This is a genomic window from Mycobacterium sp. Root265, from assembly GCF_001428895.1.
Taxonomy (GTDB): domain Bacteria; phylum Actinomycetota; class Actinomycetes; order Mycobacteriales; family Mycobacteriaceae; genus Mycobacterium.
In genome coordinates, this window is record NZ_LMJA01000001.1 from 259,897 (window position 1) to 274,982 (window position 15,086).

A 15,086-nucleotide genomic window follows, 5' to 3' on the forward strand; every position below is an offset into this window, starting at 1 on the left:
GCCAATGTCCAGACGTCCGAAGATGTCCGTGCGCGGACTTCTCGCCTCAAACGGTCAGATGATCGTTCGCCATCCGGTGCTCGTCATTGCCGCTTGGCTGGTCATCGCAGGTTCCCTTTTCGCGGCGCTGCCACCACTGCTCACGGTGGCAGCGCAGAACCCGCCGGACTTCATCCCCAGCGACTCGGCGGTGGTTATCGCCGCCCAGCAAATGAACGACGCCTTCGAGCAGGAGGACGAGGAAGCCGAAAATCTGGGCAACTTGGTTGCCGTCGTCCTGATCAACGATAACGGCCTGACGCCCGACGATGAAGCAACCTACCGCGAGCTGGTCAAGAATCTCAGGGCGGACCCCGCCGTATCGGGTTTGCAGAGTTTCGTCGATATTCCCGAACTCAAACAGGGGATGGTCAGCAAGGACGGAAAGGCGTACACGCTGCCGGTGGGGCTCTCCGGCGGCATAGGAACCGGCGATGGACAGGCTGACTACCGCGATGTAAAGAAGATCGTCGAGGACACCACGGCCGGTACGCCTCTTCATACGGCCATTGTCGGTGCCGCGGCAACGATGGACGACGTCACCGAGATCGCCCTGCGTGATCAGCTGATCATCGAGGTGTCGACGGTCGTCACCGTGCTGCTGATCCTGATCATCGTGTACCGAAATCTGGTGGCGATGCTGATCCCGCTGCTCACGATCGGCATATCGCTGGCGGTGGCCCAACAGGTGGTTGCCGGTCTGGGCTTGTTGGGGCTGGGCCTCGCCCCGCAGACGATCGTGCTAATCACCGGCATGATGCTCGGTGCGGGAGTGGACTACGCGGTCTTCTTTTTCAGTCGCTATCAAGAGCATCTCCGGCAAGGGATGAAATCCGACGACGCCATCATGAAGGCGATGGTGACCATCGGCGAGGTCATCGCCGGCTCCGCCGGCACCGTGGCACTGACGTTCCTGGGTCTGTCCTTTGCCACCCTGGCGGTTTTCTCCACCGTCGGCCCGGCTCTGGCGGCAACGATTACGGTCGGCTTTCTCGGCTCGATAACGCTGCTGCCGGCGTTCATCACCCTCGCCGGGCGCCGCGGTTGGGTGAATCCCCGAAAGGACATCACCGGCCGACTGTGGCGCAGTATGGGTGTCAGTATCGTCCGGCGACCCAAATTGAACCTGGGGGTCAGCCTTGTGGTGCTGTTGTCGCTCGCGGCCTGCTCGCTGCTGGTCGACTTCAACTACGACGACCGCAAGAACCTACCGAGCGACTCTTTGAGCAACCAGTCCTACGACACCATGAATGAGCACTTCCCGGTCAGTACCTCGATACAGCAGTTCATTGTGATCCATAACCCGAACGAGGATCTGCGCTCACCGCGTGCGTTGGCCGATATGGAGCAGATGGCGAACCGAGTCAGTCAGCTCGACGACATCGCCGCTATCCGCGGTATCACCAGGCCCAACGGTGAGATGCTCAGCGAGGCGCGCGCCACCCAGCAGGCTGGTGAGGTCGGCAGCAAATTAGGGGAGGCCACCGATCTCATCGACGAGAACGATTCTCGGCTCACCCAGTTATCCGAGGGAGCACACACTCTCGCCGATGCTCTGGACCAGATTCGCGATCAAGTGGTGGCCTCCGCTGGTGGAGTCCGCACCATTCTGCTCGCACTGGCGGAAACGCAGCAGGAATTCGGTGGTGTGGAGACACTGCGCAGTATCGATGTCAATGCCCGCTTAATAGATCTCCTTCGTGGGCTGGGCAAGGCGTCCGGCGGTGGGCTGGAACAGGTTGTGCTGCACACCATTTGGTTGCAGCCCATGGTGGCACTGCTCAATTCCAGCCCACTGTGCACCCTCGACCCGGTCTGTAAGGCCGTGCGCACCGATATGGGCAGCATTCTCGCTGCGTACGACGACGGCACTATTCAGCAGCTCTACGAGCTGTCCAAGCAGTTGGAGAACACCCAGCCCGGCGACAACCTGGCGCGTTCGGTGACCGGGGTTACCGGCAACCTGGAAGAGGCGCTCAATGCGGCTGAGGAGATCGGCCTAGATGATCCCGTCGCCATCGAACAGCAGATCAACGAACTGGTCGACGGTATGAACAAGCTGGCTGATTCCAGTGCCCTGCTGGCCCAGGGTGTGCAACTACTGGTCGATCAGACCCGCCAGATGGGCGGCGGGTTGAATCAGGCCTCTGATTTCCTACTCGCGATGAAGCGAGATGCCTCCGACCCCTCGATGTCCGGGTTCTACATTCCGCCTCAGATTCTGACCAGGCCGGAATTCGAGAAGGCGGCGAAGCTGTTCATCTCGCCGGACGGTCACACGGCGCGGTACCTGGTGCAGACCGCGCTGGACCCATTCGGCAGGGAAGCGATGGACCAGGTGGACGACATCATCGCCGCGGCCCAAAGTGCCAGGCCGAACACGACTCTGGCTGACGCGGACATCACCATGGTCGGCACCAGCGTTTATCAGAACGAAGTTCGCGGCTATCACGACAGCGACCTTCAATACATAGTGCTGGTCACCCTGATCGTGGTCTTCCTGATTCTGGCGGCGTTGCTGCGAGCCATCGTGGCACCGCTGTACCTGATGCTCTCGGTGGTGCTGTCCTACGCGTCCGCACTGGGAATCGCAGTGATCTTCTTCCAGTTCATCCTGGGCCAGCCGATCTTCTGGAACACGCCAGGTTTGACGTTTCTCGTTTTGGTGGCTGTGGGTGCGGACTACAACCTGCTGCTGATTTCTCGGATCAGGGAGGAGGCGCATCGAGGGACCAAGGTGGCAGTGATCCGCACGGTCGGTGCGACGGGCGGCGTGATTACCTCGGCGGGTCTGATCTTCGCGGCGTCGATGCTCGCGCTCACGGTGAGCAGCATTGCCGCGATTGTTCAGACGGGCTTCATCATCGGCGTCGGCCTGCTGCTCGATACCTTCATCGTGCGGACCATTACCGTGCCTGCGGTGGCTGTGCTGTTGGGAGAGAAGAACTGGTGGCCCTCGAAGGTTCCGAACGACCTGCACAACCACCTTGCGTTCTTGAAGAGTCAACGTGGTGCGGCCAAGCCCGCTGAGCATAAGCGCGACCCGATCGCCTTTCCCGTCGACGATGAACCCGCTGATGACGACACCGAAATCGGCTACGGTGTCGCGGTGGCCAAGGCTTCGATGGTCGCGGCAGCGTGGCGGGATCGCTGATCGATACGCCGCGCGCATGACTGGTCACTTCCCCGCTGTGGTCTGTTCAGATTCATTTATTATGTTGCTGTACCCGCAAGCTTGAAGTGCAACCTGGCATGAGTAATGCTGAGAAAGGTTCGTCGAGTGCGTCTGACAGTGTTCGGCTTGGGATATCTCGGACTCACTCATGCGGTCTGTATGGCGGAAATGGGCCACGAGGTCCTCGGTGTGGAGATCGACGCGAAGCGTATAGACAAGCTGCAGAACGGGGAAGTGCCGTTTTACGAGCCTGGCATCGCTGATTTGCTTCGTAAGCACCTGCAGACCGGCAAGCTGACCATCACAGCCGACTACGCCGTCGCCGCAGAATGGAGCGAGCTCTATTTCATCGCGGTAGGGACGCCCCAGAAGAAGGGCGAGTCCGCGGCTGATCTGCGCTACGTCGAGGCCGTCGTCGACAACCTCGCGCCACTCGTTCATCGCGATGTGGTGATTCTGGGCAAGTCCACGGTTCCCGTGGGCACGTGTGCCAACCTCATAACCCGTGCAACGGAGCTCGCCCGGGGGGCAACGATCGAGATCGCGTGGAATCCTGAGTTTCTGCGCGAAGGGTACGCCGTGAAAGACACCTTGCAACCGGACCGAGTGGTACTGGGTTTTCACGACGGTGGCCGAGCCGAAGCTCTGACACGAGAGGTGTACGCGGAGATTCTGGAGCGGGAGACCCCTTTCATCTTGACAGACCCGGAAACCGCTGAATTGGTGAAGGTCGCTGCCAACGCGTTTCTGGCGACCAAGATTTCATTCATCAATGCGATCGCTGAGGTGTGCGACGCGGTCGGCGCCGATGTTGCGGCCGTCGCCGATGCGATCGGTTACGACGCCAGGATCGGCCGCCGGTTCTTGAACGCAGGTATAGGTTTCGGCGGCGGTTGCCTGCCCAAGGATATTCGGGCTTTCATGGCGCGCGCTGGTGAACTCGGGGCATCGGAGGCGTTGACCTTCCTGCGCGAGGTCGACAACGTCAACATGAGGCGCCGCACCCGGATGGTCGAGGTGGCCCGCAACGCCTGCCCGGTCGGCTTGCAAAGCGCCAACATTGCCATTCTCGGTGCCGCCTTCAAACCCGATTCCGATGACGTCCGCGATTCACCCGCCCTCAATGTGGCGGGACAGCTTCAGCTGCAGGGTGCTTCGGTAACGGTGTATGACCCAAAGGCGATCGAGAACTCACGCGCGGTTTTCCCGACCTTGTCCTACGCGACGTCAGTGAACGAGGCCTGCGAGAACGCTGATCTGGTCATGGTTCTGACGGAGTGGTCGGAGTTCGTCCAGATCAACCCATCCGATCTGAGCGCGATCGTGCGCAACAAGACGGTGATCGACGGCAGGCTCTGCCTGGACAAGGTGTGGTGGGTCAAGTGCGGTTGGACCTACCTGGTGTGATCAGCCCCCGCCATCCATCTAGTGCCCGGCTACTGACGCCCTACCCAACAGCGCTGTCGCCGTAGCCTTTTCAATCCTTACTTGCTGCCTCGCAACGACGGGTCCGAGTTGGCCGAGCAGAATTGCGTCGTGGCCGATGGCCTCTCCGGCACTCGCCAGGCGCGCCGTGGGCGGCGGAGATCGGTGCGTGGTCTAACACGGCGTCTAGATGTACTCGGCTAATTGGTTGGTGACAGTCGGCTGATCGGGGCTTTGCCTCCGATTTTTGACGTGGACGTGCGGGTCCCCTAGTGATGAGCAGTCCACCGCCGTCCGCTATTTCATCCGCATACACGGACTGCGTCGCTATTCCCTGGTTTCCCCGACTTGGACCATCGTGGGCAGTGCGGCAAACTGAGTCGCGATACTCAAGTGTAAAATCATCGGGCGTCATCTTCTGCGCTGTGTCGTATTCAGCTCGGTCACTATCGTCAGCGGCCCGGATCGGTCCGTTGATGGAGGGTTTGACGGGGAAGCCCTACCAGGGGGAGGTTACCGTGACAATGATCCGAAAGTGCTTGGTGACGATTCCGGCATACGGGCGCAATGAACTGACTCACGCTGTGCTGCCCGATGTGCTCGCAGAGTCCGATCTCGTCGATCTACTGATCATCGACAACGGCGGGCATTACGAGACGGTAGCCGACGAGTGGGTAGAGCGGCCAGGACGGAATCTGGGCTGGGCGGGGGCGTCCAACCTCGGTTTCCGGATGGCCTTCCGCCGCGGTTACGAGTTCGCCCTCACCCTGAACAACGACACCCGCCTGTCGCCCGGCTTCTTCGCCGGCCTGCTCGATCCGCGAATGCCGGCAGATGCCGGAATCATCGCGCCGGTATACAACGGCTATTGGACTGTGCAGGCCTCGTCGTATGCGGGTCCGGTCGGACAGTACGAGCCGCTGGACTATGTCCGGCGTGTTCCGATGGTCGACGGCACGGCCCTGATGATCTCCGCGCCCGCCTGGGAGGCGGTGGGAGGTCTGGACGAGCGTAGTTTCGGACGTTTCGGGTGGGGCGCGGATATCGATCTCTCGATGCGTGCAACCGCGGCGGGGTTCGGCGTCTATGCCTCGGAGCGTTCGTACCTGGACCATGCGGGCATGGTCAGTGCGACTGAATCTGTCGGCAGGCAACGTTACCTCTTCAAGGCGGGTGTGGGCATGGAGTTGGCGCTGGGGCGGCTCTACGGCTGGTCGGCGACGCGTAACTTACGCAAGGCACGGCCCGAGCGGATTCCGTTGCGAACACTCGATGCGGCAGAGGACGATTCGCGCCACTGACGTGTGTGATCTGAGGCGCCCGGCGACGCCCTCGGGTCAGTTACCGGTCTTTCCGGTTTCGGCGGCGTTGCGGTAACTGCGAACGCCGAGAACACCGAATATGGCCGCGAGCACGCCGCACCATCCAGCGGTCACCGCCAGCGGCAACCACACTCCGTCGGCGCCCAGGGATAAAAGCCGCATCGACTGCACAGCGGCGGAGATGGGCTGATACTCGGCTAGTGGGCGTGCCAGCGAGGGCAGCTTCTCGGCAGGGACAAAGGCGGCGAAGGCCATACCCATGCTCGCGGTCCCGAACCAGGCCAAAATCGTTCGCCCATCGGGTCGCAAGCCCAGTGTGATCACGATCATCGAATAGATGACGACGATGACGCTCGGGACGAGCAGGTAGCCAAGCAGTTCCAATACGTTGCCGTAGAAACGAAACCCGAGGACATAGCCGAGTGCGAGCGTCAGGACGGTGCCCACCCAGGTGCGCAGCGCCTCGGCGAGCAAGGTGCCGGCCAATGCGCTGGCGCGATGGACCGGCATGCTCCAGAGTCGGGCGAGCAGACCGCTTTCCTGGTCGTGTGTCATGGCCAAGCCTGCACTGATCGACCCCTGCATTGCTCCGGCCACCGCGCAGACCGGTATGAGAAGGTCCAATCCGGTCTCACCGGTGACTCGGACCATCGACTTGCCGACCAACACGCTGTAGATGACGAGCAGAATCGTCGGAAAGAGCAGCGCCTGCAGGGGCACGGTCGGATAACGCCGCCACTGGATGAACAGTCTGCCGGCGAAGATCCAGCTCTCGAGCGCGACCGATTGGCGTCGGGGAGTGTGCGCGGTCATTGGGTCCGCCGTTGTAACCGCAGAGCCGCTATGCCGAAGACGACCAGCATGCCCACACACCAGATCATCGTGACCATCAGGTTGGTCGGGTCCACCTGCCCGGTGGTGAAACCACGCAGGGTCTCGGTGATCTGGGAGATCGGTTGATAGCGCACGAAAGGTTGGAGCCAGGTCGGAAAGGCTTCCAGCGGAGCGATACCGGTGGACAACAGGACTATCAGGGTCTGCGGTACCAGCAGGAGCTGACTGGCCACCTCGCCGCGTTTGGCCCGGACCCCGATCGTGTCGGCCCCGAGAGACAACGCCAGTGTCAGGAGCAGGGCCAAGGCAAAGAACGCCACGGTGTAGCCGATCCCGCCGGTAAAGCGAAATCCGAAGATCAACGCGCCGACGATCGCGGCGACGATGGCGAGAAGCCCACGGAGCAGGCAGTAGTTCATCCTGGCGGCCAGCGGTGCGTACTGGGAGATGGGCATGGTGCGGAGCCGGAAACCCATGGCATTCATGGTCTCGGCCGCCGCGCGATCGGTGGTGGTGAGCGCACCGAACAGCATGGCCTGCACGACGACCGCGGGCAGCACATAGTCCGCGTAGCTCACGGCACCGGTGGCGATCACATCGCGCAGCGCGACCGTCAGACCGATCAGGCCGACCAATGCAGAAAACACCCCGAAGGACAGGTCCACCCGGCTGCGTTCCAGGATCCGAGCTGTCAGGATGACTGCCGGGCTCACGTCGTGGTGGCCCGGCTGGTCAGGTGGAGGAACACTTCGTCCAGCGACGGGCGTCGCAGGGAGATGTCGAGGAGTTCGATGCCGGCATCCTCGACTCGTCGAAAGACCTCGGACAGCGTTGCCACGCCGTGCCTGGCGGGTACCGATACCGAGCTGGCATCGACCTCGAGTTCGCCGAAATCGGCAAGTAGCGCCGCGATCCGTGGCAGTTCGTCGACATTCAACGGGGTCATCTGGCAGTAGCTGGAGCCGGTTTGGCTCTTCAGCTCGTCGGCGGTGCCGCTGGCGACGACCTGGCCCGCGTTGAGGATGACGATCGAGTCGCTGAGGATGTCGGCTTCCTCCAGATACTGGGTGGTCAGCAGCACGGTGATGTCCTGAGCCTTCAACGAGGACACCAGATTCCACACGTCGCGGCGGCTGCGGGGATCCAGGCCGGTGGTCGGCTCGTCGAGGAAGAGCACCTTGGGAGGAATCACCAGGGACGCTGCGATATCGATCCGTCGGCGCATACCGCCGGAGTATCCGCTCACCTGCCGGTCGGCGGCGTGCTCCATATCGAATTGGTTGATCAGCTCCGCTGCCCGGCTGCGCGCCTCGCCGCGCGACATTCCGCGGAGCCGACCGAACAGGACCAGGTTCTCCCGGCCGGTGAGCCGGTAATCGAGGGCGGCCTCCTGGCCTGTCACCCCGATGTTCTGGCGCACCTGCGCCGCGTCCCGCACCACGTCGTAACCGGCGATGGTGGCCGTCCCCGATGTGGGTGTCATTAGGGTCGACAGGATGCTCACCGTGGTGGTCTTGCCGGCACCGTTGTGGCCGAGCAATGCACAGACCGTCCCGATCGGTACCGAAAAGCTCACGTCGCGTAGGGCGGGAATGCCCCCAGCGAATGTCTTGGCGACGTTGTTGAGCTCGATCACGGAGTCATACGATACAGCCGCCATCGGTCAAGTGAGACCTTCGGTCGCACGGTCGCGACGCGTCTGTGCGGTGCATCTGTGCCGGGGGAGAAGACACGTCACGCGACACGCCCGGAACTGTCGGAGCGCACCAATAGACTGGCCACCCTATGAGCGCCTCGTTCGTGCACCTGCACAACCACACCGAATACTCGATGCTGGACGGTGCCGCGAAGGTCAAACCGATGGTGGCCGAGGCGCAGCGCCTCGAGATGCCGGCCATCGGGATGACCGACCACGGCAACATGTTCGGGGCCAGCGAGTTCTACAACGTCGCCACCGATGCCGGGATCAAGCCCATCATCGGCATCGAGGCCTACATCGCGCCTGCGTCGCGCTTCGACACCAAGCGCGTGCTGTGGGGTGATCGCAGCCAGAAGGGCGATGACGTCTCCGGTAGCGGTGCCTACACCCATATGACGATGGTCGCCGAGAACGCGACCGGGTTGCGCAACCTGTTCAAGCTGTCCTCGATGGCCTCGTTCGAGGGACAGCTCGGCAAGTGGTCACGCATGGACGCCGAACTGATCGCCGAGCATGCCGAGGGCATCATCGCCACGACGGGCTGCCCGTCGGGTGAGGTACAGACCCGGCTGCGGCTGGGTCACATGGATGAAGCGGTGGCCGCCGCCGCCAAATGGCAGGACATCTTCGGCAAGGAGAATTTCTTCCTGGAGTTGATGGATCACGGCATCGAAATCGAGCGCCGGGTCCGGGAAGGGCTGCTGGAGGTGGGCCGGAAGCTCGGCATCCCCCCGCTGGCCACCAACGACTGCCACTACGTGACCCGCGAGGCCTCCCAGACCCATGAGGCGCTGCTCTGTGTGCAGACGGGCAAGACGCTGTCGGATCCGGCCCGGTTCAAGTTCGACGGTGACGGTTACTACCTGAAATCGGCCGCCGACATGCGCGCGCTGTGGGACACCCAGGTGCCGGGAGCGTGCGACTCGACCCTGCTCATCGGCGAACGGGTGCAGTCCTACGCCGATGTGTGGACCCCACGCGACCGGATGCCGGTGTTCCCGGTGCCCGAGGGCCACGACCAGGGAACGTGGCTGCGTCACGAGGTCCAGGAGGGCCTCAAGCGCCGCTTCCCCGGTGGTGCCACCCAGGACTACCACGACCGTGCCGAGTACGAGATCAAGGTCATCTGCGACAAGGGCTTCCCGGCCTACTTCCTGATCGTCGCCGATCTGATCAACTACGCCCGGTCGGTGAACATCCGGGTCGGCCCGGGTCGTGGTTCGGCGGCAGGTTCCCTGGTCGCCTACGCGATGGGCATCACCAATATCGACCCGATCCCGCACGGGCTGCTGTTCGAGCGGTTCCTGAACCCCGAACGCCCGTCGGCTCCCGATATCGATATCGACTTCGACGACCGCCGCCGCGGTGAGATGGTGCGTTACGCGTCGGACAAGTGGGGCAGTGACCGTGTCGCCCAGGTCATCACCTTCGGCACCATCAAGACCAAGGCCGCTCTGAAGGACTCGGCCCGCGTCAACTACGGGCAGCCAGGGTTCGCCATCGCCGATCGGATCACCAAGGCGCTGCCGCCGCCGATCATGGCCAAGGACATTCCGCTCTCGGGTATCACCGACCCCAAGCACGAACGCTACAAGGAAGCCGCCGAGGTGCGCGGCCTGCTGGACACCGATCCCGATGTCCGCACCATCTACGAGACCGCCCGCGGTCTGGAGGGCCTGGTCCGTAACGCGGGTGTGCACGCCTGTGCGGTGATCATGAGCTCCGAGCCGCTGGTCGACGCGATTCCGCTGTGGAAACGCCCGCAGGACGGCGCCATCATCACCGGATGGGACTACCCGTCCTGCGAGTCCATCGGGCTGCTCAAGATGGACTTCCTGGGTCTGCGCAACCTCACCGTCATCGGTGACGCCCTGGAGAACATCAAGGCCAACCGCGGTATCGACCTGGACATGGACCACCTCCCGCTGGAGGATCCGGCGACCTACGAGCTGCTGTCCCGCGGTGACACGTTGGGCGTGTTCCAGCTCGACGGCGGGCCGATGCGTGACCTGCTGCGCCGGATGCAGCCCACCGGGTTCAACGACATCGTCGCGGTGCTGGCGCTGTACCGCCCGGGCCCGATGGGCATGAACGCCCACAATGACTACGCCGATCGTAAGAACGGCCGCCAGGCGATCAAACCGATTCACCCGGAGCTCGAAGAACCGCTCAAGGAGATCCTGGCCGAGACCTACGGTCTGATCGTCTACCAAGAGCAGATCATGTTCATCGCCCAGAAGGTCGCCGGCTATTCGATGGGTAAGGCCGACGCGCTACGAAAGGCGATGGGCAAGAAGAAGCTTGAGGTGCTCGAGGCAGAGTACAAGGGCTTCAAAGAAGGTATGACCGCCAACGGTTTCTCCGAGGCCGCGGTGAAGGCGTTGTGGGACACCATTCTTCCGTTCGCCGGTTACGCGTTCAACAAATCGCACGCGGCCGGCTACGGCTTGGTGTCATTCTGGACCGCGTATCTCAAGGCCAACTATCAGGCCGAATACATGGCGGGTCTGCTCACGTCGGTGGGCGATGACAAGGACAAGGCAGCGATCTACCTGTCGGACTGCCGCCGGCTCGGGATCACGGTGCTGCCGCCGGATGTCAACGAATCGGTGCACAACTTCGCCTCGGTCGGGCAGGACATCCGGTACGGCTTGGGCGGTGTGCGCAACGTCGGCGCCAATGTCGTGCAGTCGATCATCAACGCGCGCAACGACAAAGGCAAGTACACCGACTTCTCCGACTACCTCAACAAGATCGACATCGGCGCCTGCAACAAGAAGGTGACGGAATCGCTGGTCAAGGCCGGCGCCTTCGACTCGTTGGGTCATCCGCGTAAGGGCCTGTTCCTCGTGCACGCCGATGCGGTGGACTCGGTGTTGGGCACCAAGAAGGCCGAGGCCATCGGCCAATTCGATCTGTTCGGCGGCGGCGACGCCGATTCGGGAATGGAGTCCGTCTTCACCATTCCCGTGCCCGAGGGCGAGTGGGAGGACAAGCACAAGCTCGCCTTGGAACGGGAGATGCTGGGGCTCTACGTGTCCGGCCATCCGTTGGACGGTGTGGCGCACCTGCTGGCTGCCCAGGTCGACACCCAGATCCCGGCGATCCTGGAAGGCGATATCCCCAACGACACCCAGGTGCGCATCGGCGGCATCCTCGCGTCGGTGAACCGCCGCGTCAACAAGAACGGATTGCCTTGGGCCTCAGCCCAACTGGAAGATCTCACGGGTGGGATCGAGGTGCTGTTCTTCCCGCAGACCTACACGGCGTTCGGCGCCGACATCGCCGATGACGCGGTGGTGCTGGTCGGCGCCAAGGTGGCCATCCGTGACGACCGGATCTCGCTGATCGCCAATGACCTCATCGTGCCCGACTTCTCGAACGCCCAGGGCGACCGGCCGGTGGCTGTCAGCCTGCCGACACGGCAGTGCACGGTGGACAAGGTCACTGCGCTCAAGCAGGTGCTGGCCCGCCACCCGGGGACCTCGCAGGTGCATCTGCGACTGATCAGCGGCGAGCGCATCACCACCCTGGAGCTCGATCAGTCGTTGCGGGTCACGCCGTCGTCGGCGCTGATGGGGGACCTCAAGGCGCTGCTCGGTCCCGGCTGCCTGGGCGGCTGACCCTAGAGATCCACCGCGATGATCGCGCTGTCCGGCCAGAGACCGCGGTGGCGAGCTCGACGCAGCTTCTCGCGGAGCGGTAAATCGCTGTGCACATTCGTGACACCGGGGATCTTGAGCAACGGGACGACGTTCCACTGCCATCCGTAGCGCCGGCGCAACGCGGTATTGCCGCGTTGGGCATCGTCACCGGCAAGTGTCCGGGCCCGTCCGGTCACCGCGGCACCCAGCCGGTCGCCACGGTGGTCGCTGGGTCTCAACACGACATCCGGGTGGGCCTGTAGCCGTCTGGTCTTGGGTCCGATCTTGGTGCGGAACAGTAGGGTTCGGCCGTCGACGACGAACCAGATCGGGGTGTCGACCGGCGTGCCGTCGCGGCGATAGGTGCGCAACATTGCGTAGCGGGAACGGCTCAGGGCGGCGAGGTCGGTCTCGATGGATGACATGATCGCCAGTGAACAACTTAGAGTTGACTCTAAGTCAAGGGGAGGTGTCTCGGTGGCCGCACTGCTGTCCATCGGCGAGGTGGCGCATCGCACCGGTGTCGCCCAGACGACGTTGCGCTATTACGAGCAGGTCGGGTTGCTGCCCGCCCCGGATCGGGTGGGTGGCCGGCGCCGCTATCAGGAGTCCATCCTGACCCGGCTCGAGGTGATACGTGCCTGCAAGGTGGCGGGCTTCGCGCTGCACGAGATCACGGCACTGCTGGGTGACGACGCCGCGGGGAAACCGGTGGCCCGCGCGTTGGCCGAGCTGAAACTCGCCGAGATCGACGCCCAGATGGCGGCTCTGGTGCGCGCCAGGAAGATCATCCAGTGGGGGATGAGCTGTGAATGCCCGACGATCGGCGAGTGCACGTGCGGCATCCACTACACGATGCTTACCTGATCAGAGCCTCGACGGGGCGCGGCAAGGGTCGACGCGGTCAGCGACGGGCGGACATACCGCCGGCCAGCCACACCAGCGTCGCCGCGCCGGCGGCGGTGAGCACGGCCGGGCCGAGGCTGGCGGTGGCGACACCGACCACCACGAGCACCAGGGCACCGATGATCAGCGCCAGCGCCTTGTACATCGGCCAAGGGACGCCGGCGACGCTGATTTCGGTGTGCGTGGTCACGGTTACACGATAACTCGCAACCTAGAGTTCGGGCAACCGAAACCCTGTATGAGTTGGATTAACCGTTTTCGCCTGGAGAGCAGGTGATGGCACCATTGAGCGGTGTCTGCTGATCTGATTCGAGGCCCCCAGGTATCGCCGCTCACCGCGGCCGACATCGACGAGGCCGCTGCGCGAATCGCCGGCGTCGTCACCCAGAGCCCCTTGCAGTTCAGCGACCGGTTGTCCCAGGCCACGAGCGCCCAGGTGTACCTCAAGCGTGAGGACCTGCAGGCGGTGCGTTCCTACAAGCTCCGAGGCGCCTACAACCTGCTGATGCAACTGACCCCCGACGAGCTCGCCGCCGGGGTGGTCTGTTCCTCGGCAGGCAATCACGCCCAGGGCTTCGCGCTGGCCTGCCGGTCCATGGGCGTGCACGGCCGCGTCTACGTGCCGGCCAAGACGCCCAAGCAGAAACGCGACCGGATCCGCTATCACGGCGGCGAGTTCATCGAGTTGATCGTTGGCGGCAAGACCTATGACCTGGCCGCGCAGGCCGCACTCGACGACGTGGCCCGCACCGGCGCCACCCTGGTGCCGCCCTATGACGATCCGCGCACGATGGCCGGGCAGGGCACCATCGCCGTCGAGCTGCTCGAGCAGCTGCCCGGTGAGCCCGACGTGGTGATCGTCCCGGTCGGCGGCGGCGGGTGCATCGCCGGTATCACCACCTATCTGTCCGAGCGCACCACCAACTCGGCGGTGCTCGGCGCCGAGCCGGCCGGCGCGGCATCGATGATGGCCGCCCTGGCCGCGGGCACCCCGGTGACGCTGGAGCATGTGGACCAGTTCGTCGACGGGGCCGCCGTGGCGAAGGCCGGCGCGCACCCGTACGCGGCGCTGGCCGCGGCCGGCGACATGTTGTCGATCACCTCGGTCGACGAGGGCGCGGTGTGTTCGGCGATGCTCGACCTGTATCAGAGCGAGGGCATCATCGCCGAGCCGGCGGGAGCATTGTCGGTGGCCGCGTTGATGGAGGCCGCCATCGAGCCCGGCTCCACCGTGGTGTGCATCATCTCCGGTGGCAACAACGATGTTTCGCGGTACGGCGAGATCCTCGAACGGTCGCTGGTGCACCGCGGGCTCAAGCACTATTTCCTGGTGGACTTCCCGCAGGAGCCGGGTGCCCTGCGCGGATTCCTGGACAGCGTGCTCGGACCCAACGACGACATCACCCTGTTCGAGTACGTCAAGCGCAACAACCGCGAAACCGGTGAGGCGTTGGTCGGTATCGAGCTGGGCTCGTCGACCGACCTCGACGGGCTGCTGCAACGGATGCACGACTCCGAGGCGCATGTCGAACTGCTGGAACCGGGTTCGCCGACCTACCGCTACCTGACCTGATCTCAGGCCGACGGCACTTCGACCAGCGCATCGTCGTTGGCCCGTTAGATCGGTTCGATCGGGATACCGAGCGCGGCGGCCTCCGCGCTGATCACCGCGGCCCAGCGTCTGTCCGTCGCCGATACCCCGTCGCGGCCCGGCCGGGCGAACAGGAACGCCACCGTGGTCCCTGGCGGGCCGTCCTCCAACAACTCGGCGATGATCGCCATCAGCCTCGCGACATGTGCCGTATCGGGTTCCGGATCGACCTCGACTTCGGTGAGCACCGTGACGAAACACCGGTCCGGGCCGACGAACACGAAGTCCAGCAGGGGACTGGCGAATGCCACCGGTCCCATCAGGGCGCGCCAGCGCTGGCCGATGTCAGCGGGTGACCGCACCGGATCGGTGGCGGTGTCGAGCGGCGGAATGGGCAGGATCGCAGTCATATCCGCATCGTCGGGCAACCCAGTGGGCGGGGCAAACGGCC

12 protein-coding genes are annotated in these 15,086 nt (G+C 63.8%); 6 read left to right on the forward strand and 6 right to left on the reverse strand.

Annotated elements, in window-relative coordinates:
• Nucleotides 1-4 precede the first annotated feature (4 nt).
• From ASE48_RS01125 to ASE48_RS01135, 3 genes are all read left to right on the forward strand, one after another.
• Nucleotides 5-3,193 carry an MMPL/RND family transporter gene (locus ASE48_RS01125; protein ID WP_235570584.1) on the forward strand — a complete coding sequence of 1,063 codons (3,189 nt, stop codon included), beginning with the start codon at nucleotides 5-7 and terminating at the stop codon, nucleotides 3,191-3,193.
• A 126-nt stretch (nucleotides 3,194-3,319) separates the two neighbouring features.
• On the forward strand, nucleotides 3,320-4,621 hold the full coding sequence (locus ASE48_RS01130; RefSeq protein WP_200962032.1) for a UDP-glucose dehydrogenase family protein: 1,302 nt from the start codon (nucleotides 3,320-3,322) through the stop codon (nucleotides 4,619-4,621).
• A gap of 560 nt (nucleotides 4,622-5,181) precedes the next feature.
• Nucleotides 5,182-5,940, forward strand: coding sequence for a glycosyltransferase family 2 protein (locus ASE48_RS01135; RefSeq protein WP_442928660.1), 759 nt, complete (start codon nucleotides 5,182-5,184; stop codon nucleotides 5,938-5,940).
• A 36-nt stretch (nucleotides 5,941-5,976) separates the two neighbouring features.
• On the opposite strand, the gene ASE48_RS01140 is transcribed toward ASE48_RS01135, so the two are convergent.
• From ASE48_RS01140 to ASE48_RS01150, 3 genes are read right to left on the reverse strand one after another with little or no spacing between them, the layout of a single operon-like run.
• Nucleotides 5,977-6,774, reverse strand: a complete 798-nt coding sequence (locus tag ASE48_RS01140; RefSeq protein WP_057165160.1) for an ABC transporter permease — start codon at nucleotides 6,772-6,774, stop codon at nucleotides 5,977-5,979.
• Nucleotides 6,771-7,508 (reverse strand): ABC transporter permease, encoded by a 738-nt coding sequence (locus tag ASE48_RS01145; RefSeq protein WP_057165161.1) that lies wholly within the window; start codon nucleotides 7,506-7,508, stop codon nucleotides 6,771-6,773. Before ASE48_RS01145 ends, ASE48_RS01140 begins: the two co-directional genes overlap by 4 nt.
• Nucleotides 7,505-8,431, reverse strand: coding sequence for a daunorubicin/doxorubicin resistance ABC transporter ATP-binding protein DrrA (locus ASE48_RS01150; protein WP_057165162.1), 927 nt, complete (start codon nucleotides 8,429-8,431; stop codon nucleotides 7,505-7,507). The genes ASE48_RS01145 and ASE48_RS01150 overlap by 4 nt, the downstream gene beginning before the upstream one ends.
• A gap of 149 nt (nucleotides 8,432-8,580) precedes the next feature.
• On the opposite strand from ASE48_RS01150, the gene dnaE reads away from it, so the two are divergent.
• Nucleotides 8,581-12,117, forward strand: coding sequence for a DNA polymerase III subunit alpha (dnaE, locus tag ASE48_RS01155; protein ID WP_057165163.1), 3,537 nt, complete (start codon nucleotides 8,581-8,583; stop codon nucleotides 12,115-12,117).
• Nucleotides 12,118-12,119: 2 nt separating this feature from the next.
• Here the strand turns inward: dnaE and ASE48_RS01160 are convergent, their stop codons facing one another.
• Nucleotides 12,120-12,563: a PPOX class F420-dependent oxidoreductase gene (locus tag ASE48_RS01160; protein ID WP_057165164.1), complete on the reverse strand. Its 444-nt coding sequence runs from the start codon at nucleotides 12,561-12,563 to the stop codon at nucleotides 12,120-12,122.
• Between the two features lie 61 nt (nucleotides 12,564-12,624).
• Between ASE48_RS01160 and ASE48_RS01165 the strand changes: the two genes are divergently transcribed.
• A complete protein-coding gene (locus tag ASE48_RS01165; protein ID WP_200962047.1) occupies nucleotides 12,625-13,005 on the forward strand; it encodes a MerR family transcriptional regulator in 381 nt (126 codons plus the stop codon).
• Nucleotides 13,006-13,042: 37 nt separating this feature from the next.
• Here the strand turns inward: ASE48_RS01165 and ASE48_RS01170 are convergent, their stop codons facing one another.
• Nucleotides 13,043-13,234: a hypothetical protein gene (locus tag ASE48_RS01170; protein WP_057165166.1), complete on the reverse strand. Its 192-nt coding sequence runs from the start codon at nucleotides 13,232-13,234 to the stop codon at nucleotides 13,043-13,045.
• A gap of 102 nt (nucleotides 13,235-13,336) precedes the next feature.
• On the opposite strand from ASE48_RS01170, the gene ilvA reads away from it, so the two are divergent.
• A complete protein-coding gene (ilvA, locus tag ASE48_RS01175) occupies nucleotides 13,337-14,617 on the forward strand; it encodes a threonine ammonia-lyase IlvA (RefSeq protein ID WP_057165167.1) in 1,281 nt (426 codons plus the stop codon).
• Between the two features lie 44 nt (nucleotides 14,618-14,661).
• On the opposite strand, the gene ASE48_RS01180 is transcribed toward ilvA, so the two are convergent.
• Nucleotides 14,662-15,045, reverse strand: coding sequence for a hypothetical protein (locus tag ASE48_RS01180; RefSeq protein WP_057165168.1), 384 nt, complete (start codon nucleotides 15,043-15,045; stop codon nucleotides 14,662-14,664).
• Between the last annotated feature and the right edge of the window lie 41 nt (nucleotides 15,046-15,086).

What these genes read in the sequence shown, in the direction of transcription:
- ASE48_RS01160 (WP_057165164.1), bottom strand. Translation starts at nt 12,563, where the DNA reads ATGTCATCCATCGAGACCGACCTCGCCGCCCTGAGCCGTTCCCGCTAC.
- dnaE (WP_057165163.1), top strand. Translation starts at nt 8,581, where the DNA reads ATGAGCGCCTCGTTCGTGCACCTGCACAACCACACCGAATACTCGATG.
- ASE48_RS01125 (WP_235570584.1), top strand. Translation starts at nt 5, where the DNA reads ATGTCCAGACGTCCGAAGATGTCCGTGCGCGGACTTCTCGCCTCAAAC.
- ASE48_RS01140 (WP_057165160.1), bottom strand. Translation starts at nt 6,774, where the DNA reads ATGACCGCGCACACTCCCCGACGCCAATCGGTCGCGCTCGAGAGCTGG.
- ASE48_RS01180 (WP_057165168.1), bottom strand. Translation starts at nt 15,045, where the DNA reads ATGACTGCGATCCTGCCCATTCCGCCGCTCGACACCGCCACCGATCCG.